This window comes from Parvibium lacunae (assembly GCF_003335215.1).
In the GTDB taxonomy this organism is placed as follows: Bacteria; Pseudomonadota; Gammaproteobacteria; order Burkholderiales; family Burkholderiaceae_D; genus Parvibium; species Parvibium lacunae.
Genome location: NZ_QPGB01000005.1, coordinates 140,272 through 166,597 on the forward strand (window position 1 = coordinate 140,272; position 26,326 = coordinate 166,597).

General features: G+C 53.1%; 31 protein-coding genes. 11 read left to right on the forward strand and 20 right to left on the reverse strand.

Annotated elements, in window-relative coordinates; all coding sequences use genetic code 11:
- Nucleotides 1-20 precede the first annotated feature (20 nt).
- A complete protein-coding gene (locus DU000_RS10890) occupies nt 21-785 on the reverse strand; it encodes a glutathione S-transferase N-terminal domain-containing protein (protein WP_114403438.1) in 765 nt (254 codons plus the stop codon).
- 133 nt (nt 786-918) lie between these two features.
- On the opposite strand from DU000_RS10890, the gene DU000_RS10895 reads away from it, so the two are divergent.
- The 5 genes from DU000_RS10895 to DU000_RS10915 all read left to right on the forward strand — a co-directional run bounded on the left by DU000_RS10895 (nt 919) and on the right by DU000_RS10915 (nt 3,812).
- The gene (locus tag DU000_RS10895) at nt 919-1,269 is read left to right on the forward strand and encodes a cupin domain-containing protein (protein WP_114403439.1); all 351 of its coding nucleotides are present in this window, start codon (nt 919-921) and stop codon (nt 1,267-1,269) included.
- Nucleotides 1,266-1,880 (forward strand): RNA polymerase sigma factor, encoded by a 615-nt coding sequence (locus DU000_RS10900; protein ID WP_114403440.1) that lies wholly within the window; start codon nt 1,266-1,268, stop codon nt 1,878-1,880. Before DU000_RS10895 ends, DU000_RS10900 begins: the two co-directional genes overlap by 4 nt.
- Entirely contained in the window at nt 1,877-2,512 is a 636-nt protein-coding gene (locus tag DU000_RS10905) for a cupin domain-containing protein (RefSeq protein WP_114403441.1), read from the forward strand. Before DU000_RS10900 ends, DU000_RS10905 begins: the two co-directional genes overlap by 4 nt.
- Before the next feature lie 62 nt (nt 2,513-2,574).
- The gene (locus DU000_RS10910) at nt 2,575-2,805 is read left to right on the forward strand and encodes a DUF1289 domain-containing protein (protein ID WP_114403442.1); all 231 of its coding nucleotides are present in this window, start codon (nt 2,575-2,577) and stop codon (nt 2,803-2,805) included.
- An 83-nt stretch (nt 2,806-2,888) separates the two neighbouring features.
- Nucleotides 2,889-3,812, forward strand: a complete 924-nt coding sequence (locus tag DU000_RS10915; RefSeq protein ID WP_114403443.1) for a CsgG/HfaB family protein — start codon at nt 2,889-2,891, stop codon at nt 3,810-3,812.
- A gap of 88 nt (nt 3,813-3,900) precedes the next feature.
- Here the strand turns inward: DU000_RS10915 and DU000_RS10920 are convergent, their stop codons facing one another.
- The 6 genes from DU000_RS10920 to DU000_RS10945 are packed head-to-tail and all read right to left on the reverse strand — an operon-like array spanning nt 3,901 to nt 9,082.
- Complete coding sequence (locus tag DU000_RS10920; protein WP_114403444.1) at nt 3,901-4,884, reverse strand: 2-hydroxyacid dehydrogenase; 984 nt, start codon at nt 4,882-4,884, stop codon at nt 3,901-3,903.
- The gene (locus DU000_RS10925; protein WP_114403445.1) at nt 4,881-5,495 is read right to left on the reverse strand and encodes an SCO family protein; all 615 of its coding nucleotides are present in this window, start codon (nt 5,493-5,495) and stop codon (nt 4,881-4,883) included. Before DU000_RS10925 ends, DU000_RS10920 begins: the two co-directional genes overlap by 4 nt.
- Nucleotides 5,496-5,547: 52 nt before the next feature.
- On the reverse strand, nt 5,548-6,480 hold the full coding sequence (gene cyoE, locus DU000_RS10930) for a heme o synthase (protein WP_420812143.1): 933 nt from the start codon (nt 6,478-6,480) through the stop codon (nt 5,548-5,550).
- 6 nt (nt 6,481-6,486) lie between these two features.
- The gene (locus tag DU000_RS10935) at nt 6,487-7,620 is read right to left on the reverse strand and encodes a COX15/CtaA family protein (protein ID WP_114403447.1); all 1,134 of its coding nucleotides are present in this window, start codon (nt 7,618-7,620) and stop codon (nt 6,487-6,489) included.
- Nucleotides 7,617-8,237: an SCO family protein gene (locus tag DU000_RS10940; RefSeq protein ID WP_192878480.1), complete on the reverse strand. Its 621-nt coding sequence runs from the start codon at nt 8,235-8,237 to the stop codon at nt 7,617-7,619. The genes DU000_RS10935 and DU000_RS10940 overlap by 4 nt, the downstream gene beginning before the upstream one ends.
- Nucleotides 8,238-8,257: 20 nt before the next feature.
- Entirely contained in the window at nt 8,258-9,082 is an 825-nt protein-coding gene (locus DU000_RS10945; RefSeq protein ID WP_158529695.1) for an SURF1 family protein, read from the reverse strand.
- A 109-nt stretch (nt 9,083-9,191) separates the two neighbouring features.
- On the opposite strand from DU000_RS10945, the gene DU000_RS10950 reads away from it, so the two are divergent.
- On the forward strand, nt 9,192-9,401 hold the full coding sequence (locus tag DU000_RS10950; RefSeq protein WP_114403449.1) for a twin transmembrane helix small protein: 210 nt from the start codon (nt 9,192-9,194) through the stop codon (nt 9,399-9,401).
- Between the two features lie 56 nt (nt 9,402-9,457).
- Here DU000_RS10950 and DU000_RS10955 read toward each other — a convergent pair whose 3' ends face one another.
- From DU000_RS10955 to htpX, 13 genes are all read right to left on the reverse strand, one after another.
- Nucleotides 9,458-10,321, reverse strand: coding sequence for a cytochrome c oxidase subunit 3 (locus tag DU000_RS10955; RefSeq protein WP_114403450.1), 864 nt, complete (start codon nt 10,319-10,321; stop codon nt 9,458-9,460).
- 96 nt (nt 10,322-10,417) lie between these two features.
- Nucleotides 10,418-10,645 (reverse strand): DUF2970 domain-containing protein, encoded by a 228-nt coding sequence (locus tag DU000_RS10960; protein WP_114403491.1) that lies wholly within the window; start codon nt 10,643-10,645, stop codon nt 10,418-10,420.
- Nucleotides 10,646-10,708: 63 nt separating this feature from the next.
- A complete protein-coding gene (locus DU000_RS10965; protein WP_114403451.1) occupies nt 10,709-11,281 on the reverse strand; it encodes a cytochrome c oxidase assembly protein in 573 nt (190 codons plus the stop codon).
- Nucleotides 11,282-11,311: 30 nt separating this feature from the next.
- A complete protein-coding gene (locus tag DU000_RS13000; protein WP_240001878.1) occupies nt 11,312-11,425 on the reverse strand; it encodes a cytochrome oxidase small assembly protein in 114 nt (37 codons plus the stop codon).
- A gap of 16 nt (nt 11,426-11,441) precedes the next feature.
- Nucleotides 11,442-13,034 (reverse strand): cytochrome c oxidase subunit I, encoded by a 1,593-nt coding sequence (ctaD, locus tag DU000_RS10970; protein WP_114403452.1) that lies wholly within the window; start codon nt 13,032-13,034, stop codon nt 11,442-11,444.
- Between the two features lie 19 nt (nt 13,035-13,053).
- Nucleotides 13,054-14,241, reverse strand: coding sequence for a cytochrome c oxidase subunit II (gene coxB, locus DU000_RS10975; protein WP_114403453.1), 1,188 nt, complete (start codon nt 14,239-14,241; stop codon nt 13,054-13,056).
- A gap of 241 nt (nt 14,242-14,482) precedes the next feature.
- Nucleotides 14,483-14,725 (reverse strand): BTH_I0359 family protein, encoded by a 243-nt coding sequence (locus DU000_RS10985; protein WP_114403455.1) that lies wholly within the window; start codon nt 14,723-14,725, stop codon nt 14,483-14,485.
- A 217-nt stretch (nt 14,726-14,942) separates the two neighbouring features.
- A complete protein-coding gene (locus DU000_RS10990; protein WP_114403456.1) occupies nt 14,943-15,692 on the reverse strand; it encodes a response regulator in 750 nt (249 codons plus the stop codon).
- Between the two features lie 199 nt (nt 15,693-15,891).
- Entirely contained in the window at nt 15,892-18,297 is a 2,406-nt protein-coding gene (locus DU000_RS10995; protein ID WP_114403457.1) for a sensor histidine kinase, read from the reverse strand.
- Nucleotides 18,294-18,983 carry a DUF4390 domain-containing protein gene (locus DU000_RS11000; protein WP_158529696.1) on the reverse strand — a complete coding sequence of 230 codons (690 nt, stop codon included), beginning with the start codon at nt 18,981-18,983 and terminating at the stop codon, nt 18,294-18,296. Before DU000_RS11000 ends, DU000_RS10995 begins: the two co-directional genes overlap by 4 nt.
- Nucleotides 18,984-19,038: 55 nt before the next feature.
- Nucleotides 19,039-20,415: a 16S rRNA (cytosine(967)-C(5))-methyltransferase RsmB gene (rsmB, locus tag DU000_RS11005; protein ID WP_420812145.1), complete on the reverse strand. Its 1,377-nt coding sequence runs from the start codon at nt 20,413-20,415 to the stop codon at nt 19,039-19,041.
- Nucleotides 20,416-20,512: 97 nt separating this feature from the next.
- Nucleotides 20,513-21,511 (reverse strand): MipA/OmpV family protein, encoded by a 999-nt coding sequence (locus DU000_RS11010; RefSeq protein ID WP_158529697.1) that lies wholly within the window; start codon nt 21,509-21,511, stop codon nt 20,513-20,515.
- Between the two features lie 55 nt (nt 21,512-21,566).
- The gene (gene htpX, locus DU000_RS11015) at nt 21,567-22,424 is read right to left on the reverse strand and encodes a zinc metalloprotease HtpX (RefSeq protein WP_114403461.1); all 858 of its coding nucleotides are present in this window, start codon (nt 22,422-22,424) and stop codon (nt 21,567-21,569) included.
- A 130-nt stretch (nt 22,425-22,554) separates the two neighbouring features.
- On the opposite strand from htpX, the gene can reads away from it, so the two are divergent.
- From can to rpoH, 5 genes are all read left to right on the forward strand, one after another.
- Entirely contained in the window at nt 22,555-23,202 is a 648-nt protein-coding gene (can, locus tag DU000_RS11020; protein ID WP_114403462.1) for a carbonate dehydratase, read from the forward strand.
- Nucleotides 23,203-23,338: 136 nt separating this feature from the next.
- Nucleotides 23,339-23,986 (forward strand): FKBP-type peptidyl-prolyl cis-trans isomerase, encoded by a 648-nt coding sequence (locus tag DU000_RS13090; protein WP_205074062.1) that lies wholly within the window; start codon nt 23,339-23,341, stop codon nt 23,984-23,986.
- Nucleotides 23,987-24,081: 95 nt separating this feature from the next.
- The gene (locus DU000_RS11030) at nt 24,082-24,333 is read left to right on the forward strand and encodes a type II toxin-antitoxin system Phd/YefM family antitoxin (protein WP_114403463.1); all 252 of its coding nucleotides are present in this window, start codon (nt 24,082-24,084) and stop codon (nt 24,331-24,333) included.
- The gene (locus tag DU000_RS11035) at nt 24,330-24,584 is read left to right on the forward strand and encodes a Txe/YoeB family addiction module toxin (protein WP_114403464.1); all 255 of its coding nucleotides are present in this window, start codon (nt 24,330-24,332) and stop codon (nt 24,582-24,584) included. The genes DU000_RS11030 and DU000_RS11035 overlap by 4 nt, the downstream gene beginning before the upstream one ends.
- Before the next feature lie 833 nt (nt 24,585-25,417).
- A complete protein-coding gene (gene rpoH, locus DU000_RS11045) occupies nt 25,418-26,323 on the forward strand; it encodes an RNA polymerase sigma factor RpoH (protein ID WP_114403466.1) in 906 nt (301 codons plus the stop codon).
- Nucleotides 26,324-26,326: the final 3 nt, after the last annotated feature.

A 26,326-nucleotide genomic window follows, 5' to 3' on the forward strand; every position in this document is an offset into this window, starting at 1 on the left:
TGTTTACATTGGCAGCGAGCTTAACCCTCGCTGTTACCGTTAGCCTTATTTGAAGGGGGTGCAGAGGTTGAGGGCGGGGCAACAATGGTATTTGCATCCTGCCCGAATAAAATTGCCCGTGCCTCAGCGGTCACTGTCGGCTGGGTATTGATTTGCTGAGCTTTTGCGTAAGCAGCCTGGGTGGCGGGCCGGGCCGCAATTTGCTGAAACCAGCGCTGCAAGCTGGGAAAGTCCGCCAAATTTTGTTGCTGTCTTGCGTGTGGCACGATCCAAGGGTAACAAGCGATATCCGCGATCGTGTATTCCCCTCGTCCACTGCCTGCAATAAAGTCACGCTTAGTAAGTTGCTTGTTTAGGACCGCATAGAGTCGGGCGGTTTCTTTGACGTAGCGGTCAATCGCATAAGCGATACGCTCCGGGGCATATTGCGTAAAGTGGTGGTTTTGCCCAGCCATTGGGCCCAGCCCAGCCATCTGCCAGTAGAGCCATTGCAGCGTTTGCTGCCGGCCGCGTAGGTCTTGTGGCAAAAACCGGCCCGTTTTTTCGGCTAAATATTGAAGAATTGCGCCAGACTCGAATAGGCTGAGTGGTGGGCCGCCATCAGCCGGTGCATGGTCAACCAAGGCTGGAATGCGATTATTCGGGGCAATACGCAAGAACTCCGGCTGAAACTGTTCGCCCTGACTGATATTCACTGGCAATAAACGGTACGGCAGCCCTAGCTCTTCGAGTAAGAGTGTAATTTTATGCCCGTTAGGGGTGGTCCAGTAGTAGAGATCTAGCATAATGGGTCGAAATAGAAAGTCAGGTTGGCAGTATAGCGTGTTGCACCGGTTCGAGTATCCGCAGCAAAAACCGTTTGCACATGCCTGACGTACACCGACTATTGGTCTTATCTTTTTCCTGGAACCTGACGCTATGGACACATTGCTAACCCTCAACCTGGATCAAGGAGAGTGGCACACCTGGGGCCCGGGGGTTGAGGGTAAATTGCTGGCGGAAGAAAACGGGGCAGAATCATGTTTGATTTGGATGCAGCCCGGCGCTTCCTGGCCTTCACACCCACACCCAGCCGAAGAAGAAACCCTGGTCATCCAAGGTGAGTTGATCGCGGATGGGGTTGTTTTGAAAGCGGGGGATTTTCACTTGGCACAAGCAGGCAGCGCCCATGGCGAACTGCTCGCCCCACACGGCGCGCTGTTCTTTATTCGCTACGCCGTATCACGTGATCACTATCATTTTGATGCCGTATCGGCTATTGCCCCATGATGACTCCCGTTGATCAGGAAACAACCCAGCTCACAGATTGGGTCAGCACGATTGCGGCGCGCAGCACGACGGCATCGGCAGCCGAGCAGCAGCTAGCCAATCAGGCTTTTCTTGCGTTTTATCAGCGCACCAGTGCGCGCGCTCACGCCTTGATTCGGCGAATTGTTGGTGACGATGCAGCGGAAGATGTGCTGGAAGAAGCTTACTGGCAGATCTGGCGGGACGCCGCCCGTTACAGCGCGAGCCGTGGCTCACCCATGGCCTGGTTATTGATGATTTGCCGCTCGCGCGCCTTGGATTGGTTGCGCCGACAAGAACAGTTTGTGGCCCTTGATGAACAACACAATCACCAGCCAGATACGCTCTTTAGCACGCCGCCTGACGTCATTGAAACAACGCAACAGCAAACCTTAATCCAGAAAGCCTTGCAAGCGCTGGATAGCAAGGAACGTCAACTGATTGCCTGTGCCTATTTTAAAGATATGTCACACAGTGAAATTGCGCAGCATTGCCAGATGCCAATTGGCTCCGTTAAAACTGTTTTACACCGCGCCGTGCTCAAATTGCGCGCCGAACTTGTCCCCGTATCAGAAGAAATGAGGCCGTTATGACTAATCGCCCCGCACCCACAGCAGCCGACACCGCCGTTTCCACCTTATCGCGTGACATCCAATCGCCCACCTGGATGCGTAGTTCTTTGCAGGAAAACAACCTGTTACCTGCCGATATCGTGACTATGTTAAATCTTGCGCAACACGCCGATGCATCCTCCCCTACGTTAGCGTTTCAACCAGCGCTAGAACGTGTGAGCGCACGTCTACAAGCGCGCATTCAACAGCAACAGCACGCCGTGACAACAATTCGGGCGGGCGAAGGTAGTTGGGAGACGTTACTGCCTGGTGTAGCCATGAAGGTTTTACAACGCCATGCCAACACGCAATCCTATCTATTACGGCTGGCGCCCGGTGCCGTTGTCCCCGCGCATCGCCACACCCATACGGAAGAATGCATTGTCTTACAAGGGGAAGTCCGAATGGCAAACCTTCATGTCAAAGAGGGCGGCTATCACCGCGCACCCGCGAGTGTCGCCCACGATGCAGTTACGTCACCAACAGGTGCCCTGCTTTACCTTCGTGGTGGCATTCCGAGCCGTAAAGACTTACGCTGGCAAGCCAGCGGTATGCTTGGCCTATTACTGTCGCTTTTTAGGCAGTGGCGCGGCGGCGCGCTTCACAAAGCGTGAAAAAATCGATCCCTAAACTGGGATCGAGTAATGCGATAATAGCGTTTCACAGTAGAAACGCTATGTCTTCAACCCGTCCTGATTCACCCTGTATTGGTGTCTGCTCAACCTTATACGATGATGTTTGTCGAGGTTGTGGTCGTCATGTCATGGAAGTGGCCAACTGGGTATTCTTTGATGCGGAAGAAAAAGAGCGGGTTTGGCAACGCATCAGCCAAGAAGGTCACTGGCCCTGCTTTGAGCGGTTTCCGCGCTTCACCCATGTCACCTCAGAAAAAGACATAGGCGGATAAGACCCCAAGCTCGGTGGCAGTAAGGCTTGATGACGAATCAAAATAGTACTTGTATTGCTCAATATCTACATAGGGAGAAAATAATGAAATTTATGGGATTTACACTCGGTTTGATTGCGCTATGCTCGACGCAATTAACAGGCTGTGGCTCAACAACGCCCATGCAAGTTGGCGACAGTAGCGCCAAAACAGTGGCTACCGGTTCTGCGGGCGGTGAAAATGCGCAAGGGGCTAATCCGCAACTTGAAAAGTGTGAAAAAACGCTGGGTACTATTGCACTGGTAGAAGACCAGGGTGCAGATTGGTATCGTATCCTCACCACGAACTACAAGTTAGGGCCAACTTCTCAAGTCCTCAAGCTCCTGATACAGCAATCAAATTGCTTTGTCGTCGTTGAGCGTGGCGCAGCAATGCGGAATGTAATGGGCGAACGAGCGCTTGAGCAGACCGGTGAGTTACGTGGCAATAGCAATTTCGGCAAGGGCCAAATGGTGTCGGCTGATTACACCTTAAATCCCAGTATTACCTTTAGCGCCAACGATACCGGTGGTATGGGCGCCAATGTCGCCAGTTTTATCCCAGGCCTGTCGGCTGTCGCTGCGGTAGCGGGATCAGTAAAATCTCGTGAGGCATCCACTTTGCTCACCCTAATTGATAACCGCTCAGGCGTTCAATTGGCTGCCGCTGAGGGCAGTGCGAAAAAATGGGATTTAGGTCTATTTGGTGGCCTATTTGGCGGCAGTGCAGCGGGTAGCATGGGCGGGTACACGAAGACACCGGAAGGTAAAGTCCTAGTAGCCGCATTTTTAGACTCATATAACCAAGTGGTTAAGGCAGTCAAGAACTATAAAGCCCAAACAGTTGAAGGTGGCTTGGGTACAGGTGGCGCACTCGGCGTTCAGGGTGGTAGCACGCCAGCTTCTCAGAAAGTTGACCAAGAGCGTCGCGCTAACCGCACTCGTGTTGCCCCAACACCGCCAGCGACACCCTCAAACAAAACCAAATAATCGATTACGCGCTCACAGTCGGTAATGCACCTTTTCCTGTGGGCGCCTAATCGCAGTTGGGTAGTGTTTGTTTAAATAATTTATTTTATTACGCTTGATGTATCACGACAGTGCGAGGAGTCTGGCCCGCCAACCAATCCAACACGTTGTGAATCGCCAGTTCGGCCATGGCTTGGCGTGCCGTGCGGGTAGCACTGCCAATATGGGGGGTGAGCACGACATTTTCCAGCGCGACTAAATCTGGATTGATGGTCGGTTCACCTTCAAACACATCTAGCCCTGCAGCAGCAATTTGTTGGGTTTGCAGAGCATGGGCGAGAGCCGCGTCATCAATCACGCCACCGCGGGCAATGTTAACCAGTACCGCATGCCGAGGCATCTGCAGAAACTCAGCATGGCCCAGGAGGTGGTGGCTTTCACGGGTATACGGTACAGCTACAACGACAAAATCACTGTGCGCCAATAGCTTTTCTCGGGAGACATACTCAACCCCAACCGGCGCGTGCTTACTTGGCTGTCGGTTATGGTATTGCACGCGCATGGCGAATCCTTGAGCACGCTGCGCGATAGCCGCACCGATTCGACCCATGCCATAAATGCCCAGCGTCCGGTGATGAATATCTGCCCCAAGAAACATGTCCAGCGCCCAAGGCTGGCTCGGCTGCCACTGGCCACGACGAATAAACCGATCTGCCTCAGTCAGCCGCCGTGCCGCGGCCAACAGTAATGCCCAGGCATGATCAGCCGTCGCCTCGGTCAATACGTTGGGCGTGTTGCTGACTTGAATGCCGCGCGCTTGGCAGGCGGCAATATCAATATTGTTATAGCCAACCGCAACATTGGCAATGAAGGCCAAATACGGGGCTGCAGCAAGCAAAGAGGCATCGATTTTTTCTGTAATGCAGCTAATCAGCGCGTGGCACGGCGCTGCCCGTGCTTGAAGGGTGGAGGGCGACCACACAGCATCGGTGGGGTTAGTGATCAGGGTTGCCTGCTGTTCGAGCTGTTGCCAGAGTGCCGGCGAAACGAGCGGCGCAATGCGCCGGGTAATCAGAACCTGTGGCCGATTCACGGGGTTTGTAACAAGGTCTGAACATCCGCCAATAACGCAGTGGGGTTACCATGTTTGGCAAACAAACGGACTTGTCCTTGGCGATCAAAAATATAACTGCCTGCAGTGTGGTCAATGGTGTAGGTATCCGGGCGTGTTCCAGGGACTTTTTGGTAGAACACTTTCATCTCTTGCGCCAGTTTGGCCGTGGCAACCGCATCACCCCGCAGACCAAGAAAACGGGGGTCAAATTTCGGCACATACTCAGCAAGCAGCGCTTGGGTATCGCGTTCGGGATCAACCGTCACAAAGAGCACTTGCAGTTGCGCGCTGCTGCCCGGTTTAGCGGCCTCTAATGACTGCATGACTTGCGCCCACTCCGAGAGCGCGGTAGGACATGCATCGGGGCAATGGGTAAAACCAAAAAAGAGTGCCACAATCTTGCCCTTGAAATCAGCCATTTGACGTGGCTGTCCAGTGTGGTCAGTCAGGGTGAATTTTGCGTGGATATTGCCACCTGTAACGTCGGTGTTGTGAAAACTCGGGGCGGGCTGGCAAGCAACGATTAAGCTGATGAGTGCCAGCAGGGCATAGCGCCATTCGAGTCGAGGGTTACGCTCACTGCGTTGCATGATAGAAAATCCTTTCAATGTCGGTTCGCGTTGAGATAGCACAACGCACAGGTCAGCGCACCAAGTAGTGATCGATCAATAAGGCGCTAAAAAGTAAGGCCAGATAGAGAATGGAAAAGTAAAAGGTACGTTTTGCCACCCCATCGCTGTAGTGGCGATAGACCTGCCAAGCATAATAAAGAAACCCGGCACCGAGTAGAACTGCACTGACCAAATACAACCAGCCACTCATTTTGATCACAAACGGTAATAGGGTTGTCGCCACCAGCACGACTGTGTAGAGCCAGACATGAAAGCGTGTCAGCTCAGGGCTGTGCGTAACGGGTAACATGGGCAAGCCAGATTGTTCGTACTCTTTTTGACGATACAGTGCCAAGGCCCAAAAATGCGGCGGCGTCCACACAAAAATAATCAATACCAATACCCAAGCTTGTGCCGGAACGGCATTCGTCACGGCGGCCCAGCCAAGTGCGGGGGGCATGGCCCCGGACAAGCCGCCGATCACAATATTTTGCGGCGTGCGGGGTTTGAGCAATAGGGTATAAATCAAGGCATAACCCACAAACGTTGCCAAGGTTAGCCACATGGTGAGAGGGTTAACCCACCAGTACAAGCAGGCCATACCCAATGCGCCCAACAGGGCAGAAAAAACCAGCGCTTGTGTGATGGTTAGGGCGCCACGCACGAGCGGTCTGGCCCGTGTGCGCGCCATTTTCGCATCCACCTGCTGCTCAATAACACAATTGACGGCAAACGCCGCCGCAGCCAGTAACCAGATCCCAATCGTGGCCGCGATCACAATCTGCCAGTCAGGTAGCGTTGGTGTAGCCAAAAACATCCCGATAACCGCACAAAAAACCGCCAATTGGGTCACGCGCGGTTTGGTCAGAGCCGCATAATCTTGCGCCAACGACAGCCAGCGGCTGCGGTCAGTCGCTGGGTAGGCGTGGATTTTTGGCGCAGCGGGCGTCGGTCTTTCCATCATGCTCACCTAAGCGTGTTGTCGTTGTGTGTGACAACGGCAGTTGAGTCGAATCAATAATATCAACAGCAGCGCAGCGCCGCCATTGTGGGCGGCTGCCAGTGGCAGCTGCCAAGTTAAATGTAAGTGCTCGCTTGCCATACTATAAACGACGGAAAGCCCCAGCGTGATTTGCCCCGCCAAGACCGCCAGTAAACCAAGCGCCAGCGGTTGTTCTATGCGCTGGCGGTACAAGCGCCAGGCCAGGCCCCCGACGATAATCAGGACGATTAACGCAAACAGGCGATGGGTCCAATGAATCGCGGTTAACGCAGCTAGGCTGAGATGCTGCCCATCCGCCGTTTTACCGAGTTCTCGCACAACGTGGAAGCCTTGCTGCATATCCGTTTCTGGCCACCATTGACCTTGGCAGGTGGGTAGCTCGCCACAGACGGCGGCAGCATAGTTAGTACTGACCCAGCCACCCAGCGCAATTTGTACGCCAAGGGTAGCGAGTGCGATCACCGCCCACAAGCGGTAACCAGCCAAGCGATTGGCTGCCTGCGCCTCACTGTGTGGCTGCAAACGTTGGAGTTGCCAGGCCAGTAACCCCAATACGCTCATGCCGCCTAATAAGTGCCCGGTCACGATTGCGGGCTTGAGCAATAGGGTCACGGTCCATTTACCAAATAGCCCTTGCAGGATCACCACAGCCAATAGCACCGCAGGTAAGCGCCAGCCGAGCCGAGGCTGGGCACTGGCAAAGTATTGGCGCTGACGACTGTGGCGAATCCCTTGCCACAAAATAGCCACAATCAAAGCGCCAACGAGCGACGCCAAGTAACGATGCACCATTTCTTTCCAGGCTTTTGGCATACTCACCGGACCCTGTGGCGCTTCAGCGTAAGCTTTTTGAATGTCTGCCGCTGCTTGCTTGGGGGTGAGCTGGCCATAACAGCCAGGCCAGTCTGGGCAGCCGAGTCCCGCATCGCTCAGACGAACGTAAGCGCCCAACACAATCAAAACAAAGGTAAGCACCAGCGTTGTGGTCACCAGCTGGCGGGCGCTTGGAAAACGACTCCCCCACCACAGGGCCAACAATAACGAACCGAGCCAGATGAGTGCCGGACCGTAATCGAGAGAAAATTGCCAAATTGGATTCATGGGCGTTCTGATTTCAGGTTATGCCAACCGCTTGTGACCTTGAGCAGTTTATTCACGTCTTTCTTCATGCGGTTCAAGTTGGCTTGTTTGGGGAAACGCATCATTAAGTTACCCAAGGGGTCAATCAGATAAATGCCATCGCTCACTTGGCCGCCAGCATCAACCGGAAAAAATGTGGCAAGTTGACTCGCCTGAGCACGCGCGACATGCATGCCATCGTAAGCGCGTAGTATCTCCGTGCTGATTGGTTTGGCATCATTGACCAGCCAAAGGCGTTCGATGCGCTCCTGTTCCTGGTTAGTTGTTAGCCGTATTTGCCGCATGGCATACAGCTTTTCCGCACATGCCTCCAGGCACTCGCCACTATCTATCGCCACCATAATCCATTTGCCCTGCCAGTGCCGCCAATCCAGTTCGCCGCCACCCAACTTCTCCCATTGTAAGCCGCTGCCCTGGAGTGGCCGTTGAGGCTCAATCAACGTGCCATAGTTGGTTTGCCCACCCAGGGGGCGCCAGCCAAACAGACCATAGTAAGCGATGTAAGACGCCAAAACTGGGGCCAGACATACCAGTAAAATTAACCACAGCTTCAAAGTTGATCGTTTCGCTTGCGTCATAACGTGATTTCTATCATTCATCATTCGGTTTCGGATCCGCTGGGCGTGGCCTCTGTAGCTGCCCGTCGCCAGAGCACAAGCGCAAATACAAGGCTTGCCAAACTTAATGCTGCCCACTGGGCGCAGTAGCCGTAGTGCTTTTCTATTCCAAAATTGGGGGGCGACCAATTGCGCGAGAGATTATCGCGCCAGATTTGACCCTCTGTCTGTGTTGCCTGTATTTGCCTTAATAACACTGGGGGTAATTGTAGCCCGCTCCAGCGTTGATATGCGGCCCAATCCAGGTTTTGCCATAATTTGCCATGCTGCTCGCCAGCCACTGCTGCGCCCGGCGCCAGGTTCAAGAGCTGATGGCTATAGCGTGTTATATGGCCGACCACTGTCACGGTGGCTTCAGTATCGTCTGGTGCGATGGCTGGCAGCGTGGTGCGGGCATCTTGCGCGCGCGGTAACCAGCCACGTAACACCAGCACCGTTTGCTTACTCCCCGCCAAACGGAGCGGGGTCAGGACGTAATAACCAACGGCCGCATAGTTTAGGGTAGCTGGGGGGTTGTCAGCCACGGTCAGAACCCCGGCAGGGCGAGGTCGGTTATCCAAGTAAATTGTTTTATCGCTCAGCCAATGGCCTGTCAGGCGCATCGGTGTTGCTTCAGGCAGGGAGGCAATCGCGGGGGGCCATGCCGTTAGCGCTGGGCGCTGTTGCAAATCGAGATATTGCGCCTGAAGGGCCGCTTTTTCTTGGGCCCGCCGCCATTGCCATGCCGCCAGGTTTGCGGTTACTGTCGTGAGCAAGAACCCCAACAACAAAATCCAGCCACGTTGGCGGGACAATCGGCTTAACATGTTATTCATTTGCGGTTGCGATCACATCAAGAAAAGTTTACTGAGAGCGCCAGACTGTCCGTGGATCGGGTAGGATGCGGTTTCGCTCTCATTGGCTCGCCCATTCGCTATGAAATACATCGTTCTCGCTGGCTTTTTATTGATTATCGGCAGTTTAGGTTCCGCGCTATTTTATATGCTCAGGCACCAACGCAGCGGCAGTGATCCGAAAAAGATGGCACGGGCCTTAGGCTTTCGTGTCGCTTTTTCGATTTCATTACTGCTCTTGATCTTGGTGCTGCATTACCTAGGTTACGTGCAGCCGACAGGTCTTCGCTAAACACCAATAAAAAACCCGCCTAGCCTATTTAGCTAAGCGGGTTCAGATAGCTTACATTACATCCAGTAAACAACCACGTACAGCCCAAGCCAGACCACATCGACGAAGTGCCAGTACCAGGCTGCGCCTTCAAAGGCGAAATGTTGTTTAGCCGTAAAGTGTCCCTTCATTAAGCGCACCAACACGACGGTCAGCATAATCGCGCCCATCGTCACGTGGAAACCGTGGAAGCCAGTCAACAAGAAGAAGGTCGAGCCATAAATACCGGAAGATAATTTGAGATTCAACTCTTGGTAGGCATGCATGTATTCATAGACTTGGAAGCCCATAAAGACTGCGCCCAACACGATCGTTGCGGCCAACCAGAAAATGGTTTTAGCACGGTCATTTGCAATCAGGGCATGGTGAGAGATGGTGAGGGTTACGCCAGACGTCAACAGCAACAAGGTGTTGATGGTGGGGATTGGGAAGGGACCCATTTTCTCAAATGCTTCAACGCCATTGCCCGGGCCAGCGTGTGGCCACTGGGGGAGGAAGTCGGGCCACAATACAGATTTGTGATCAATATCGGCCAACCATGGCATTGCGATAGCTCGGGCATAGAACAGCGCCCCGAAGAATGCCGCAAAGAACATCACCTCCGAGAAGATGAACCAACCCATGCTCCAGCGAAAGGAGTAATCGACGCGCTGTCCATACAAGCCGCCCTCAGACTCAGCAATCGCCTCACCAAACCAGAAATACAATACAGCAAGAAAACTCACCACACCCGCCAGCACCGCCAAGGGACCAGGGGCATAGCCGTTCACCCAGGTCGACATCCCTAGACCGAACAAGAACAAGGCTCCCCCTGCCAGCAAGGGGTATTTCGATGGGCCAGGCACAAAGTAGTAAGGTGCTGTTGATGTATTCGCACTCATGGGTTTCTCCCTGTTAAACGCATTAATCTATTCAATTTACCTTGTTGCCAAACTTGCAACATAATATCTAGGTCCACTCAAACGCAGACCCGCATTTCAACTTGCCACGACCTGCCGCACAATCGCCAGCAGCATGGCAATCAATAAAATTGCCGCAAGCACCCCCGCCAAAATGACATGCAGCGGATTCAAACTCGCCATGTCTGCGTCATGGTCTTTGCCTTTACGAATCCCTAAAAAAGACCACAAAACTGCACGCAGGGTTTGTAAAAAACTGGCTTTTCGTTGTACCGCTGCACGTAAGCTTGATGATTCAGATTGCATCGGGTCAATCGGGTTTAAGTCAGACACGCCCTGCATCCTTATCATTCAACATCATTCAATTTCTTAGCCAGCTTGTTTCGGCGTTGCCCCCGCCACCTCAAAAAAGGTATAGGTCAAGGTGATGCGCTGTACATCTTTTGGGAGCTTTGGGTCAACGACAAACACAACCGGGAACTGTCTGGCTTCATTCGGCCCTAGGGTTTGCTGTTGGAAACAGAAACAGGTGAGCTTTCTGAAATACTCTGCCGATTTAAGGGGTAAGTACCCTGGGATAGCTTGTCCCGCGACCGTCCGATTTTGCTGATTCGCCACTTCATAAGTTATCGTTGTCAGCTCACCCGGGTGAACCTGGATACTGTTCTTCACAGGTCGGAACCGCCATGCACCCTGGCTATTCGCATCGAACTCAACCGTGATCAGGCGTGACTTATCGACTTGCGTGTTCTGCGGCAAAGCCGTCGTGCCTTTAAGATTTTCATCCAGTCGCGCGAGCACATTGATCCCCGTGACTTCGCAAATCTTTTCATACAAGGGGATCAACGACCAACCAAATGCAAACATCACGACAACCACGACCAACAGCTTACGTAGCATTTGCCGGTTGTGACTGCGGGGTGAGAAAGTTGGCAGTGGCATGATCCTCTGTAAATCTCTGGTGAAGGGGCGCTAACGCCCGAGCAAAAGGAACTTCACAATGACGCCCACGAAAAAAGCCACCGCGATTGACCCCAAGATAAGTCCCAAGCGTGAATTGGCTTTTTTCTGTTCTGCTTGCGTCATATGTTGCTCCCTCGCATTACTTTACAGTAGGCGGCGTTTCCCAGGTATGGAATGGGGCAGGAGAAGGCACTTCCCATTCCAGGCCCTCTGCCCCATCCCAAGGTTTTGCGGGGGCTTTCTCACCGCCCTTAATTGCGGGCAACACGACACAGAAAAGGAAGTACACTTGCATCAAACCAAAACCAAACGCACCGATAGAAGCAAGCATATTAAAGTCAGCAAACTGCATGGGGTAATCTGCATAGCGCCGTGGCATCCCCGCCAGTCCTAAAAAGTGCATCGGGAAGAAGGTGATATTAAAGCTGATTAATGAACCCCAGAAGTGAATCTTGCCGCGGGTTTCGTTGTACATAAAGCCAGTCCATTTTGGCAACCAGAAATATGCACCGCAATAGAGGGCGAATAAGGAACCCGCAACCAAGACATAATGGAAGTGCGCCACCACATAGTAGGTATCCTGAATCTGGATATCAATCGGCGCCATTGCACAGATCAAACCTGTAAAACCACCCATGGTAAACACGAAAATGAAGCCGACGGCGAATAGCATGGGGGTCTCAAAGGTCATGGAACCACGCCACATGGTCGCCAACCAGTTAAAGATTTTTACTGCGGTTGGCACGGCAATTAACATGGTGGCATACATAAAGAACAGCTGGCCTGTCACTGGCATGCCGGTAGTAAACATATGGTGAGCCCAAACAATAAAGGACAAAATCGCAATCGATGCTGTCGCGTACACCATTGAGCTATAACCGAACAGTTGTTTACGGGCAAAGGCCGGCACTACATGCGAAACGATGCCAAAAGCCGGCAGAATCATGATGTAGACCTCTGGGTGACCAAAGAACCAGAAGATGTGCTGATACATCACGGGGTCGCCGCCACCAGCGGCATTGAAAAAGCTGGTGCCAAAGTGACGGTCAGTCAACACCATGGTAATCGCACCCGCCAACACCGGCATCACTGCGATCAACAGGTAGGCGGTGATCAGCCAAGTCCAGCAGAACATCGGCATTTTCATCAGGGTCATGCCGGGAGCGCGCATATTCAAAATGGTGACGATAATATTGATCGACCCCATGATTGAACTTGCCCCCATGATGTGCATGGCGAAAATACCCAGGTCCATGCCCATGCCCATCTGGACCGACAAAGGGGCGTACAAAGTCCAGCCGGCAGCCGTGGCCCCACCGGGCACAAAGAAGGAAATAACCAATAATGAGGCCGCCGGTGGCAATAGCCAGAAACTGAAGTTATTCATCCGCGCAAAAGCCATGTCTGACGCGCCGATTTGCAAGGGAATCATCCAGTTCGCAAACCCCACAAACGCAGGCATGATTGCCCCAAACACCATGATGAGGCCATGCATTGTGGTGAGTTGGTTAAATACCTCGGGGCGAACAATTTGTAACCCTGGCTGAAATAATTCAGCGCGAATCAATAATGCCAGGGTGCCGCCTACGAGTAACATCACAAAACTAAACCAGAGGTAGAGCGTACCAATATCTTTGTGGTTGGTCGCAGTAAGCCAGCGCTTCAGACCATGTGGATGATCATGTGCGTGGTCGTGCCCATGATCATCGTGACCCATTGCTGTCGTTGTCATCATTCTCTCCTAATCTGAATTACTTGCGTGCCGCCGTAAAGTCGGCGGGTTGAACGACAGGGTCTTTCCCTTTGCCAGCGTTGCCCCATGCTTGGCGGGTATAGGTTGCCACTGCGGCCAATTCAACGTCATTTAGCTGCTTCCAGGCTGGCATCTTGCCATTGCCCTGCCCATTCAGTAAGACATCAATCTGCTTGGCCTTCTCGCCTAACACAACGGCATCACCATCGAGTGCAGGAAAGGCACCGGCTACACCCTTGCCCGTTGCTTGGTGGCACGCGGCGCAGTTTGCGTTGTAAACCTTTTCCCCGCGGGCCTTCAGCTCGTCCACGGTATAGGTTTTACTTGGATCATCCGCTTGCGCGGCGAGTTCCTTTTTCTTGGCGTCAACCCACTTGGTATAGTCTTCAGCGCTTACCACCTTTACCACAATCGGCATGAAGGCGTGATCTTTCCCGCACAATTCGGCACACTGACCACGATATTCACCCACTTTCTCGGCCTTAAACCAAGTATCCCGCACGAAGCCAGGAATCGCATCTTGCTTAACACCAAAGGCCGGCACCATCCAGGCATGGATCACATCGTTGGCGGTCGTCACGATACGAATTTTTTTGCCAACTGGAACCACCAAGGGGTTGTCCACTTCAATCAAGTAATTGGTGTTTTCTTGGCGCGCTTTAACATCTTCAGCACTCTGAGCATCGATCTGGTTACGGGGGGTAGCCAGGGCAGATAAGAACCCAATGCCTTCACCCTCGCCCTTTAGGTAGTCATAACCCCATTTCCATTGATACCCGGTCGCCTTGATGGTGAGATCCGCATTGCTGGTATCTTTCATCGCCACCACGGTCTTGGTCGCCGGGATTGCCATACCAATCACGATGAGGAAGGGGATCACGGTCCAAATAATTTCCACGGTTACACTCTCGTGGAAATTCGCTGATTGCGCGCCTTTGGAACGGCGGTGCTTGAAAATCGAGTAAAACATCACGCCAAAAACCAGTACAAAAATCACGGTACAGATAATCAGCATCATCCAGTGCAAGCCATGAATGTCAGCCGCAATCTGGGTAACGGGAGGATGTAAATTGAGTTGATTGACGGCTGGGCCGCCAGGGCTATTTTCTACCGCAGAGGCGGCGCCGGCCATGCTGGCCAAAAGAGCACCGCCGAATTGAGCGGCGAAGGCGTGGTAACGCTTCATGTTATCCCCAATAAGACTGAAAATCGGTAGGTGCCGAATGACTTGCCTTTTTTTGCTACAAGGCAACGCCAATTTACGGCGAAAACCCTCGCATTATAGGGCTTGGCAAGGCCTTGATTCAAGTCAAATTCATGTGATTCCATTGAAATCGTGGTTTGCGCGAGATCAAAAGTTGAATGCCCTTGGCCCAAAAATAAAAAAGCCGAGTGGGTCAACACTCGGCAATCGGGGGAAAGCGGGGTTAATGCAGCACAACGGGCTGCTGCATCAGGCCCTCGAACTGAGCCAGGAAGTCTTCGATTTCTTCCGTACTGGGTTCCGAGGCGATTAAATCTTCAACGCTGGTCCGAAATCGCTGGGCCAGCAAGCCTTCAATAAAGATTTCGCGGCGGGTGTGCTTGTCGACAATTTCGTAGCCACTGACGTTACCCATATTGGGGAACTCGACAACACAATAGTTGGGACTGTTATAGATCATCTGCATGGCACGCTCCCAAAACGTTAGTCATTCGAAAATATTGAAGCCGTATCTCATTAACGGCCACGTCCTAGTTTTCTTAATATGCGTTTAGAAACTGGCGTTTCAATATCTCAGTTAGCATGCACTTACACTTTAGGAATGCTTGGCTGAAAAACAATTCAGCCTAGAGGAAACCCTCTAGGCTGAATGATATTGAGCAGATTCTGTTCAGTTAAAGAGCTTAAGCGGCATTCTGAGCGCGGCGGGCTGACTTACCCAGTTCAATCCCCAGTTGTTTTAGTTTGCGGTAAAGGTGGGTGCGCTCCAGACCAGTACGCTCCGCCACCCGAGTCATACTGTAATTTTCACGCGCAAGATGGTATTCAAAATAAACGCGCTCGAATTCGTCCCTGGCTTCACGCAAGGGCTGATCCAGTGGGACGTTTTGGCTGCCCACTTGAACCAAATTGGTCACCAGCTGGGTCACGGTATGGCTGCTGTCAACTGTTGGCGCGGCAGCAGGCGCTGGGCTCGCCATCATTTGGGAAATTGTAGGCGCATGGTGGCTCGGATTGCTTGCCGCCAGCGTCAGGCCGCTTCCCAGTACCGTTGACAAGGGGGCGGGCTTGTTGCGATTTAGGCCGGCCTGGACCGCTTTGAGCAATTTTTGCAAAGCGATGGGTTTTTCCAAGAAATCCATCGCGCCGATGCGGGTGGCTTGCACGGCGGTATCAATGGTTGCATGACCTGACATCATGATCACAGGCATTGTCAGTAAACTGTTTGCCGCCCACTCTTTCAATAGAGTCACACCATCCGTATCGGGCATCCAAATATCCAGCAAGACGAGATCCAACGTTTCATTTGCTCTTACCTGCCGTGCTTGCTGCGCGTTTTCAGCTAGCAGAACGGTGTGTCCTTCGTCATTCAAAATCTCAGACAACAGCTCACGAATACCAATTTCATCATCGACAACCAGAATATTTGCCATACTGACCTTATCCCCTTAACCCAATAGGAAGTTTTTAACCAAACGCCAACGCCTTATGTCTGCTGATGCCGATATCGCCTGGCACCGAGATGGCGTAACAGTTTGTAATACAGCACGATTGTACACTTTCCGCAACACAAACCAAGGCCTGCGCGAAAAAATTATCGCGTTTACGCGGTGCTAACCGCCCATTTAGCGCTTAAACCTTGAAATTAATGATGACTCTAGCGCCAATCACTTGCCCGGTATCGTCATGGCGGTTTTGTAATTCAACTTGGGCCCCGTGCTCATCTAGAATTTTTTTCACAATAGCCAGCCCCAATCCCGTGCCGCGGGCTTTGGTGGTGACATAGGGTTCAAAGGCTCGGCTTAACAAAGCGGGGGTGAAGCCAGGGCCATGATCAAAAATCACCAATTGCAAGCGCCGCACCCGTCCAATCGGGTCTTCGCCGGTTTCGCGTAGGCGCGTTCGGACGCCAATCAGGGGCGTATCAGCGGCAGTCTCAGTACGACCATCAATCGCATCTAAGGCATTCTGTAACAGGTTATGAATAACCTGCCGAAGTTGGGTTGCGTCGCCGGCGATCAGCGGTAGCGCGCGTGCGAGTTCAGCCTGAATCGGCCCGGCACGGAAAGTTAACAGCTCGTCCGTGGTGATCGACGGGCTAGACGCAGCAGGACTGGCGCCGGGCCCAGCGTACAACTGCAGAATATCAAGGATCAACGCATTCAAATCGAGTGGCTGCATGACCGCCGGCGGGGTCCGTGCATATTCACGAAAATCATCGACCATGTGCTTCAGGGCGCTGACTTGGTTAACGATCGTTCGCGTCGTCTTTTCTACCATTTCTGCAAGCTCTGGTTCAACCCGTTGACTCAATTTCATTTGCAGTCGTTCAGCCGCGAGCTGAATGGGCGTTAGAGGATTTTTAATTTCATGGGCCAAGCGCCGGGCCACTTCACCCCATGCCAAGGCGCGCTGACCAGAAATCACCTGTGAGATGTCATCGAACACCACTACATAGCCAATCGACGCGCCAACGGGTAAGCGCGATCCACGCACCAGCAGCACGCGGGGCTGCTCTGGGGTAAGATTCATCTGCGGTTCTGTCTGCGGCTGAGTGAGCTGCCCCAGATCAATTTCGCGCTGCCAAGCGGGTAAGGCCAGCAAATCCACGCCACCTTCTTCTTGTTGATCAATCTGTTTTTCTGAGAAAACTTGCTGCAGCCAGGTGAAAAACATCGCCACGCCGCCTTCTGCAAGCTCAGCATGTTGCTGCATCTCTGTTGGAGAAAGTTGCTGTTGTTGCAGTTGTGTCAACACCTCGCCAATCATATTTTGAGCGCTGGCATTAAAGGTTGTCAGCCGAAAACTGGCATCAAATACCAACACCCCAGCAGAGAGATTTGCCAAAATACTCTCTAGAAACGCTTTTGCCTTTTCTAGCGCCAATTGATTGCGTGCCACCCCCGCTTGCGCTTCATCCAGTTGGCGTGTCATCGCGCGAAACTGCTGGGTTAAGACCCCAAGCTCATCGTGCCCGCCACGATCTGCTAATTCACCGACACGCGCAAAATCCCCAGCCGCAATCGCTTTTGTTCCTTCGGCCAGCAGCAACAAGGGCGCGGCAAACCAATTGCTCAGGACAAAAGCCACCGCCAAGGCGCCTGCAATGGTTAGCAGCCAAGTCAGGGTCAATGTCGCCAAATAGATTTTGCGGAGGCCCGCACGCGACAAGGAGAGCGACTCATAGTCTCGATAGACCCCCTCCACCGCCAAGGCATTACTGGCTAATGCACGAGGCACGGTCTGCAACACCTGCAAATAGATTGCGTCTGCCTCACTGGACCAAAGTAAGGCAGCCGTTTGCTGAACCGGGACAACCACGCGCATTCGGAGTATCTGGGTTTCTGCCTCCGGCGCTGGCGTTTTGTCACTGGATTCCTGCCCTTCGATTTGAGCATATAAGCGCGTATTTTTGACCTGGCGCAGCATACTCGGACTGGGCAGCTCTGGCAGGCTTAGGCTATAGCTATCAGCGGCACTGGCTAACAAAGTGCCGCCGCTGGTCACGATCACCGTTTCCTCGACGCCGGCCTGCCGACGTAAGCGATGTAAGGTCGAGGAATAATTGCTGCGCGGTTGCTGGCCTAATTCGCGGGCCATGATTTCTGCCTTCTGCGTCAGATCCGACAGCATCGAATCCATCGCACTGCGGCCTAAATGCAGCCCAGACTCCAACGCCGTATCGACCCGCACGTTAAACCATGTTTCAATACTTTTCGACAAAAATTGGGCCGATACCACATAGATCAACGCACCTGGCAACACTCCAACTAGCGTAAAAAACAAGACCAGGCGAAACATCAGCCGGGTTCCAAACACACCGGCACGGTAACGCTTCCATAACCGCCGACTCAAAATCATCACCAGCGCGAACATGCCGCCCGCTAACAGCAGATTCAAGCCAAGTAGCCACGTATAGTGGCGCTCAAAGAGCGAGGTATTGGCCGAAGCTGAGGCTAATAGGAATAACAAGGCACCCGAAATGCCGAGTAACACCACCAGGGTAATTCGCAAGGTCCGCGAGCCCACTGTTTTCATGGTTTGCTGCCCGTTTGCCCGGTAGCGCTACTTGCCCCCACGCTTCCCGCCTCCGCCCAATCTGCGGCATTCGGCACAAAGCTGAAGGCTTTTGCGTCCGAAGTCAGGTTCCATTCACGAGCGGTCAAGGCGGCGACCTGAAACGGCTTTGGCAATTGATTCAAGTCCAAGCGTAAACGCAGTTGCACCTGATAATTGGTGCCCGTACTTAGTTGCTGCCGATCAGCGAGTCGCACATTACGGATACGGCGAATCGTATTCAAAGCCTCGTTCAAGGTATTGAAACGTAATTGCAAATTACTCGTCTGCGCCTGACTGATCGTGAGACGATACTGCCGGGTTAAGCTTGAGTAGGCCAAACGGTACGTTTGTTCAAACTGCAGGGTTTTTTCATCAAACCAATACCAACGCGGACGCCGCATCTGCAGTTCCAAGGAAAAATAGAGTGGTACGCCACGGGTTAAGGCCTCTTCAACCACCGGGGCTAAGCTGAAAGCTGCATCCGCTTGCAGCACATAGGCTTCTTGCTCAAGATTGGCTTCAATCCGAACATCACGCAGCTCAATGACCTCCGCACGGGCGCTAACGCCAGCAAGAAGCCATAGGCAGAAAGCGCAGCAAACCCAGAATCTGGGGTGCCGCAGCCCCTGCCTAAGTGAATAATGGTCATGGTGAAACAAAGCCATAGCGCAATCAAATAGCAATTTCCCGATGCTGATTATGCCGCTGGCCTGCGCAGGCTCATACAGCTTTATGCAATAACGCATAAAAGAAGCCATCATGCGTTGTGACTTCCCCATAACCAGGCCAAGCCAGCGGCTGATTGGGTAATACCTGTAGGCCACCGGTCCCGGATGTGGCAGCTGGCACTAACGCCGCCCCCTGCGCTGTCGGCACCTGTAACGCATCGCGCGCGGCAGTCGGTTCTGCCTGCAAAAAGTGGGCGATAACCGTCTCCCCCTCATCCGGGAACAATGAACAAGTTGCATACAGCAACTTCCCGCCTGCCGCCAATAAAGGCCACAAAGCCTGCAATAGCGCCAGTTGCTGAGCTTGTAATTGGCGCAAATCCCCCGCCCGCCGTCGCCAGCGAATATCTGGCTGGCGACGGACAATCCCGGAGGCGGAACAGGGCACATCGGCCAAAATACGATCAAAAGGCACGCCATCCCACCAAGTTGCGGCTTGGCCCGCATCACCCAGCACCACCCGCGGTGGCATTGCTGATGTGAGTTGCAAGCGCTGCAAGTTTTCCTCGACGCGCCTTAAACGCGACGCATCAATATCCAGCGCTGTTAGCGCACAATCGACCAACTCCAAGATATGTCCACTTTTGCCTCCGGGTGCTGCGCAAGCATCTAACACCCGCTGCCCAGGCTGCACCGCTAACAAGGGAGCCGCTAGCTGCGCGCCAGCATCCTGAACAGAGACCAAGCCGTCACTAAACCCAGGAATCTGTGACACAGGCAGCGCCTGCGACAACACTATCGCTTGCGGCCCCACTTGCTGAGCCTCAATCCCAGCCTGATTCAGCTTGGCTAAATACGCAGCGACTGGCTGCCGCTGCGTATTCACCCGCAAGGTTAAGGGGGGATGGTCTTGCGCACTTTTTAAGAGTGACTTCCACTGGGTTGGATAGGTCTTTTGTACCTTACGAAGCCACCACGGCGGAAAATTAAAAACGGCGGCAAGGTCTGCTTGCATCGCTGCCAGCAAGTCTGCCTGCGAACGACCATATTCTCGCAAAACACCATTTACCAGCCCTTTCGCACCCGGCTGCCAATGTGCAGCCGCCTGCACCGCTTGGTCTACCAGGGTATGCGGCTCATATTTACGCTGTAGCAGCAGGGTTAAGGCCAGTAACAACAGGCTGGCAATCGGTTCCTGCGGCGGACGGGCGCACAATTGCTGCAGCAAAAAACTCGCGCTGCCACGCCAACGTGCGACGCCATAGCAGAAATCCTGTAACGTCGCCCGGGTTGCTGGGGTCAAGCTCTGACAACGGGGGTCTGCCAAAACCACATCTAGCGCCACGCCTTGCTGAATCTGCGCAACCAGCGGCGTGGCCCAATATAAACGGTGCGCCAAGCTATCGGCAGCCAACGGAGAGGGTTGCATGAGGTTACTCGGTCGCCGGGCTCGCCCATGGGCGGTCTCAGGCTTGCGCTGACTCGGCACACGGCGCAGTGTCGGGCGCGCGCTAACAACGGGTTTATCACTCATCAAAACGCACGCCTGATTCTTGCGATTGGGCAAAGATATAGCTAACCCCCACGCCAAGGTAATAATTGGTCTGCTGTTTGACCAAGGGGCTATCGGCAAAGACCGCCCCGGCCACACTACTCATCCGCGCGAAGCCACCAATCCACCACCGATCGATGCGGCGACTCAGGCTGGCCGTGAGCTGCGTGCCCCCAAAACCGGCCTTGGCCTCATAAGCCGGTCGGTTGGGCGCGGCGTATTGCGGTGCCACCCCATAGTAATAACGATGATTAGCACTATCGCCAAAAAACAGCCCTGCATTAAGGCCAACATTCCATTTGGGTAACACGCTGTTGCGCAGATTCAAATTGACATTCGGCGTGATCGCCCAGCCCGGGTCAGTAAACTGCTCACTACTTAATGCAAATACTTTGCGCACCGGCAGGCGCACCGAAAGATAATTGTTATCGCGTGGGCGGCCCATCACATTCAGAACCAACTGAGGCCCCAACTCAAGTGTAGTCTTTAAACCAGGCATGCCCCGCCTTGCTTCATTCTTATCGCTATTCACTGGCAAGCCCGCCGCCAGGCTCAAATCGAGATCCCAGGTGCCGGTATCAACCACATGCCCGCGAATACCACCACGATCAGCGCGAATTTTATCGCCACGATACACAATATAAGGGATCGGCAACAGCGTGGTTTGCTGCTGGTCTGCCCCGCGATAATGGGGAAATGACAGCGCCCCCGCACCCAACCCCAATTCCCATTTGGGCACTGGTGGCGTTGCCTTAGGCTGCGCTGGCACCGGCGCACTAATCGGCACCGTACCAGGAGTAGCCGTAACGAGCAGGGGGCGCGCGACAGGGGCAGCTGGGTTAGCCTGGGTTGCCGTTTGCTCCCGGCTCAGCGTCAGTGATGGACTGAGTTGTAAGCCTGGCTCAGCCTGGGCAAGAGCACACTGCGTATGCGTGCCAGCCAAGCCAACAATAGTGATGAATAAGTGGCGCATGGGGTTCCTTTTTACAGCCCACATGCTACCTGAATTTCGCTAGGCTTAAGGCTGCTCAACCCGCCCGATAACGACCGGTCATCGCCAGTAGCCGTTGAATCCGCTCTTCGGTGGCAGGGTGGGTGCGAAACAAGCCACTAAGGCCACCGCCATGCAGGGGGTTAATGATCATCATTTGCGCTGTTTCTGGGTGCGCTTCTGCCGGGGTTAACGGCAAACCTTGGGCATAACGTTCAATTTTGGCCAGCGCCTGTGCCAATGCCTCAGGATCACCGCAGATTTCTGCGCCCCCACGGTCTGCTTCAAACTCACGCGCACGGGAAATCGCCATTTGAATCAAGGTAGCCGCCAATGGCGCCAAAATCATGACGGCAATCGAAGCAATGGGATTCACGGGCCGGCCATCACTATCGCGCCCGCCAAACATGACCGCAAAATTGGCCAACGCCGAAATAGCACCGGCCATCGTGGCCGAGATGGTCGAAATCAAAATATCCCGATGCTGCACATGGGCTAACTCATGGGCCATGACACCCCGCAGTTCACGCTCACTCAATACCTGCATGATCCCCGTGGTTGCCGCTACTGCGGCATTTTCAGGATTACGCCCTGTCGCAAAGGCGTTAGGGGCATCTTCGTTAATCACATAAACTTTGGGCATTGGCAGGCCCGCACGCTGCGCCAGCTCACGCACCATGCCATAAAACTGCGGCGCACTGTGCTCATCGACTTCCTGCGCGTTATACATCTTGAGTACCATTTTGTCGGAAAACCAGTAGGAGAAGAAATTCATGCCCCCGGCAAACAACAAAGCAAGTAGCATCCCCTGCTGGCCGCCCAGCATGCCCCCGATCACCGCAAATAAAGCGGTAATGGCCGCCATCAACAAAAAGGTTTTTGTCCAGTTGAACATAAGTCCCCCTACAATCCAGAAGCCTCTTAGATAAGGCTTAACTGAAAAAATTCAATCGCCCCACCATCTCATCACAAGGGGCAGCGGTAAAGCCGATAATCTATCCTAAATTTCCGGTATCCTGCACCCTATGCGTACCTTACCTCACCTCTTTAATAAAAACCGTGACTGGGCAGAGCATGTGGAAGACAACATGCCCGGTTTCTTCAATGCCCTGGCCGAACAGCAACACCCTGAATACCTCTGGATCGGCTGCTCAGACAGCCGTGTGCCAGCTAATGAAATTGTGGGCCTGCTGCCTGGTGAGCTGTTTGTCCACCGGAATGTGGCCAATGTCGTTGTCCACACCGATATCAACTGTCTCTCCGTCATTCAATATGCTGTCGATATCCTCAAGATCAAACATATTATTGTCTGCGGCCATTACGGCTGTGGCGGCGTTCGTGCTGCAATCGACAACCAATCTCACGGGCTGATCGATAATTGGCTGCGCCATATTCAAGAAATCCGCCGCTCACACCATAAACAACTCAGCCCCATTTGCCAACATGAACACAAAGTGGACCGTCTGTGCGAGCTAAATGTAATGCGACAAGCGTTGAACGTCGGGCAAACCACCATCGTGCAAGATGCCTGGCGGCGCGCACAACCGCTCGAAGTGCATGCCTGGATTTATGGTATTTCTGACGGCTTGATCAAAGACCTCGGTCTCACGTTTGCCAATGCTGATGAACTGCAACGCCAAGAAGCCGCCTTTGCCGCCCTGCAATTGAGTTAATCTCGTCAACCTTCTGTACTGAACTCTGATGATGACAATCGCCACCCCACGCTTGCCAACCCCCTTTCGTGCTGCTGTGCGTTGCCTGCGCCGCACGCTCATGCCGTGTCTCTTCGTGGCGCTGAATTTACTGGCTATGGCGCCCCACACCGTCGCACAAGCCAACAGCCCAACCCTCGCAAGCGAAGAAGAAAAAACCATCTACGCACTGGGTTTACAGATTGCACGCTCAATTTCTGTCTTTAATCTCAGCCCAGCAGAGCTAACGGTGCTCAGCGCTGGCATTAAAGATGGCGCCCTGGGTAACCCCCCAGCAGTATCGGTAGAAAGCTATGGCCCCAAAGTACAAATCCTCGCACAAAGCAGGCAAACCGCACGCGCAGCGAAAAATGCGGAGCATGGCAAAGCTTTCGCAGACAAAGCAGCTGCCGAGCGGGGTGCCGTTAAAACGGCATCAGGGTTGGTTTATATCCCGATCGTCGTGGGTAAAGGCGATCAACCCAACGCCAGCGATACCGTCAAGGTTCACTACCGCGGCACCTTGATTGACGGTACCGAGTTCGATAGCTCCTACAAGCGTGGCGAAGCCGCCGAGTTTCCGCTCAATCAGGTGATTCCCTGCTGGACTGAAGGCGTACAAACGATGAAAGTTGGCGGCAAAACCCGCTTGGTCTGCCCCGCTAAGTTAGCGTATGGTGAACGCGGAACCCCCAACATTCCCGGCGGCGCAACGCTGAATTTTGAAGTCGAATTGCTAGGTGTGATCCGCGCACCGAAGAAATAGGCGGGGGCCACTGCTGCCCTATCCCCGCGTTACATTTTTCTGGACAATTAGCAACACATTATGTACATTAATCTGTACATATATGGAGTGCTAACATGGATGCAATGACCTACACTGCGGTGCGCGCCAACCTCGCCAGTACGATGGACAGAGTTTGTAACGATCATGAACCTTTGATTATTACCCGCAACGGCGATCAAGCCGTGGTGATGCTCTCGCTTGAAGACTATAAAGCGCTAGAAGAAACCGCCTACCTGCTGCGCACCCCTGCCAACGCTAAGCGCCTGCTCTCTGCCACCGCGCAACTGAACGCTGGAAAAGGCATTGAACGGAAATTGACCGAATGAGGCTCATTTTTGCCGATGAAGCATGGGAAGATTATCTGTACTGGCAAAAGCAAGATAAAAGTTTGGTCGAGCGAATCAACAAACTGATTCAGGAAACCCAGCGCGACCCCTACGCCGGGATTGGCAAACCCGAAGCCTTGAAGCATGCCCTAAGCGGCTTTTGGTCACGCCGCATTACCGATGAACACCGCATGGTGTACCGCGTGGAAGGTGATGATTTGCTGATTGCGCAGTTGCGGTTTCATTATTGAATTGCCTAATAAGCGCAATTAGCTTAGCGGCTTAATATGCGGCGCGCCAAGTAGATGGCACGATGGTCTGGTGACCTGTGATGCATGCAAATAATGCGAAATTGGTCCCTTTAGCGGTTAGCTGCACCTTCAACAGTCTGCTTGACTGAGGACTGAGATTTTATGTCGGCTATACATAACGCGTTTGCAGTATTAGCGGCATTTTGAAGCGCAAGAAATGATGCAAAAGATAAAATTGACGAACTTCCAAAGACGGCTAGCTGAAATAGTTTCGGGAGAAACACCCCTGATGCCATTACAAAGGATAAAAGTACCAGTAGAAAAATTGCCATCAATAAAAAATTTATTGATTGAAGGCGAAATCTAATCTCTCGGGCGAGTTCAATATCTCTAATTCGGTCATTCTCGCTAATACCTTCAATGCGAGTTTCCCATGCGGCCTTGCTTGCTTGGGATTTGTCACGCCACCATGAAAATGTCCTAGCCGCTATGGTGTCTAATTTAGACTTGATGTAGGCAGACAGGAGATTTATTAATATTCCCGCAACTACGACACTTACCCACCAGACCGGCTTAGATAGCTCTGTAATTATCTCGTTCAATTGAAACTTCCGAAATTGTAAGGCGCGATACGCACTTTTTTAGGCGCATATTTGTTTTGTTGATTGGCATACAGCATCGTAATAATATCTCAAGCCACTATCGCACGCAAATTAAGCAGCCCGATCCTATTACATTCATTAACACAAGCCATTAGCACTCCTTCCAAGAGAGTGCTAATATAATCCTATTCTTGTTTTTAACCCCTTCGGAACCCTTCAGGAGAGCGAGTTATGTCCGTTGCCACTGCTGGTCATGCTTTAGTCTTGGCGCCTAGCCATAGCTTGGCGTTTCCGCAACCAGGTTCAATGGGGAGCATTGAGGCGTATATCAGCGCTATTAATCGTTTTCCGCTGCTAAGCGCCGAGGAAGAGCTGGATTTAGCCACTCGCCTGCACGATCATCAAGACCTGGATGCCGCCCGCCAACTGGTGCTCTCGCACCTACGACTGGTGGTGTCGGTAGCCCGCCAGTATCTGGGTTACGGCCTACCGCATGGGGACCTGATTCAAGAGGGCAATGTGGGCCTGATGAAGGCCGTCAAGCGCTTTGACCCAACGCGAGGGGTGCGCTTGGTGTCGTTTGCCTTGCATTGGATCAAGGCTGAAATCCATGAATACATCTTGAAAAACTGGCGGCTCGCCAAGGTTGCCACCACCAAGGCACAGCGTAAGCTTTTCTTTAATCTGCGTTCGATGAAACAGGCCTTAGCCCAGGAAAACACCCTCACACCGCAGCAGGTCGCGCATATTGCGCAAGAATTAAACGTTAAGCCAGAAGAAGTGGTTGAGATGGAACGGCGCATGGCCAACCATGACGTGACGCTTGAACCCAGCCACGATGATGAAGAAAGCTATGGCCCAAGTCATTGGTTAACCAATGACACCCACCAACCCACCGAAATTTTAATCGCGCGGGAACAAGACAAACTCCACGGTGAAGGCCTCCTGGCTGCGCTGGAGACATTGGATGAGCGCAGCCGCCGTATCGTTGAGGCACGCTGGTTGCAAGATGATGCACAGGCTAACGCGACTTTGCATGATCTGGCAGCGGAGTTTGGGGTGTCGGCTGAGCGCATTCGCCAAATTGAAGTCAAAGCCATGCAAAAAATGAAACAGGCCCTGCTGGCTTATCAGTAAGTA

Bases quoted from the DNA above. Each gene is read 5' to 3' on its own strand.
- DU000_RS10890 (WP_114403438.1), bottom strand. From the start codon at position 785: ATGCTAGATCTCTACTACTGGACCACCCCTAACGGGCATAAAATTACA.
- DU000_RS10895 (WP_114403439.1), top strand. From the start codon at position 919: ATGGACACATTGCTAACCCTCAACCTGGATCAAGGAGAGTGGCACACC.
- DU000_RS10900 (WP_114403440.1), top strand. From the start codon at position 1,266: ATGATGACTCCCGTTGATCAGGAAACAACCCAGCTCACAGATTGGGTC.
- DU000_RS10905 (WP_114403441.1), top strand. From the start codon at position 1,877: ATGACTAATCGCCCCGCACCCACAGCAGCCGACACCGCCGTTTCCACC.
- DU000_RS10910 (WP_114403442.1), top strand. From the start codon at position 2,575: ATGTCTTCAACCCGTCCTGATTCACCCTGTATTGGTGTCTGCTCAACC.
- DU000_RS10915 (WP_114403443.1), top strand. From the start codon at position 2,889: ATGAAATTTATGGGATTTACACTCGGTTTGATTGCGCTATGCTCGACG.
- DU000_RS10925 (WP_114403445.1), bottom strand. From the start codon at position 5,495: ATGCAACGCAGTGAGCGTAACCCTCGACTCGAATGGCGCTATGCCCTG.
- cyoE (WP_420812143.1), bottom strand. From the start codon at position 6,480: ATGATGGAAAGACCGACGCCCGCTGCGCCAAAAATCCACGCCTACCCA.
- DU000_RS10935 (WP_114403447.1), bottom strand. From the start codon at position 7,620: ATGAATCCAATTTGGCAATTTTCTCTCGATTACGGTCCGGCACTCATC.
- DU000_RS10940 (WP_192878480.1), bottom strand. From the start codon at position 8,237: ATGACGCAAGCGAAACGATCAACTTTGAAGCTGTGGTTAATTTTACTG.
- DU000_RS10945 (WP_158529695.1), bottom strand. From the start codon at position 9,082: ATGTTAAGCCGATTGTCCCGCCAACGTGGCTGGATTTTGTTGTTGGGG.
- DU000_RS10950 (WP_114403449.1), top strand. From the start codon at position 9,192: ATGAAATACATCGTTCTCGCTGGCTTTTTATTGATTATCGGCAGTTTA.
- DU000_RS10955 (WP_114403450.1), bottom strand. From the start codon at position 10,321: ATGAGTGCGAATACATCAACAGCACCTTACTACTTTGTGCCTGGCCCA.
- DU000_RS10960 (WP_114403491.1), bottom strand. From the start codon at position 10,645: ATGCAATCTGAATCATCAAGCTTACGTGCAGCGGTACAACGAAAAGCC.
- DU000_RS10965 (WP_114403451.1), bottom strand. From the start codon at position 11,281: ATGCCACTGCCAACTTTCTCACCCCGCAGTCACAACCGGCAAATGCTA.
- DU000_RS13000 (WP_240001878.1), bottom strand. From the start codon at position 11,425: ATGACGCAAGCAGAACAGAAAAAAGCCAATTCACGCTTGGGACTTATC.
- ctaD (WP_114403452.1), bottom strand. From the start codon at position 13,034: ATGACAACGACAGCAATGGGTCACGATGATCATGGGCACGACCACGCA.
- coxB (WP_114403453.1), bottom strand. From the start codon at position 14,241: ATGAAGCGTTACCACGCCTTCGCCGCTCAATTCGGCGGTGCTCTTTTG.
- DU000_RS10985 (WP_114403455.1), bottom strand. From the start codon at position 14,725: ATGCAGATGATCTATAACAGTCCCAACTATTGTGTTGTCGAGTTCCCC.
- DU000_RS10990 (WP_114403456.1), bottom strand. From the start codon at position 15,692: ATGGCAAATATTCTGGTTGTCGATGATGAAATTGGTATTCGTGAGCTG.
- DU000_RS10995 (WP_114403457.1), bottom strand. From the start codon at position 18,297: ATGAAAACAGTGGGCTCGCGGACCTTGCGAATTACCCTGGTGGTGTTA.
- DU000_RS11000 (WP_158529696.1), bottom strand. From the start codon at position 18,983: ATGGCTTTGTTTCACCATGACCATTATTCACTTAGGCAGGGGCTGCGG.
- rsmB (WP_420812145.1), bottom strand. From the start codon at position 20,415: ATGCAACCCTCTCCGTTGGCTGCCGATAGCTTGGCGCACCGTTTATAT.
- DU000_RS11010 (WP_158529697.1), bottom strand. From the start codon at position 21,511: ATGCGCCACTTATTCATCACTATTGTTGGCTTGGCTGGCACGCATACG.
- htpX (WP_114403461.1), bottom strand. From the start codon at position 22,424: ATGTTCAACTGGACAAAAACCTTTTTGTTGATGGCGGCCATTACCGCT.
- can (WP_114403462.1), top strand. From the start codon at position 22,555: ATGCGTACCTTACCTCACCTCTTTAATAAAAACCGTGACTGGGCAGAG.
- DU000_RS13090 (WP_205074062.1), top strand. From the start codon at position 23,339: ATGGCGCCCCACACCGTCGCACAAGCCAACAGCCCAACCCTCGCAAGC.
- DU000_RS11030 (WP_114403463.1), top strand. From the start codon at position 24,082: ATGGATGCAATGACCTACACTGCGGTGCGCGCCAACCTCGCCAGTACG.
- DU000_RS11035 (WP_114403464.1), top strand. From the start codon at position 24,330: ATGAGGCTCATTTTTGCCGATGAAGCATGGGAAGATTATCTGTACTGG.
- rpoH (WP_114403466.1), top strand. From the start codon at position 25,418: ATGTCCGTTGCCACTGCTGGTCATGCTTTAGTCTTGGCGCCTAGCCAT.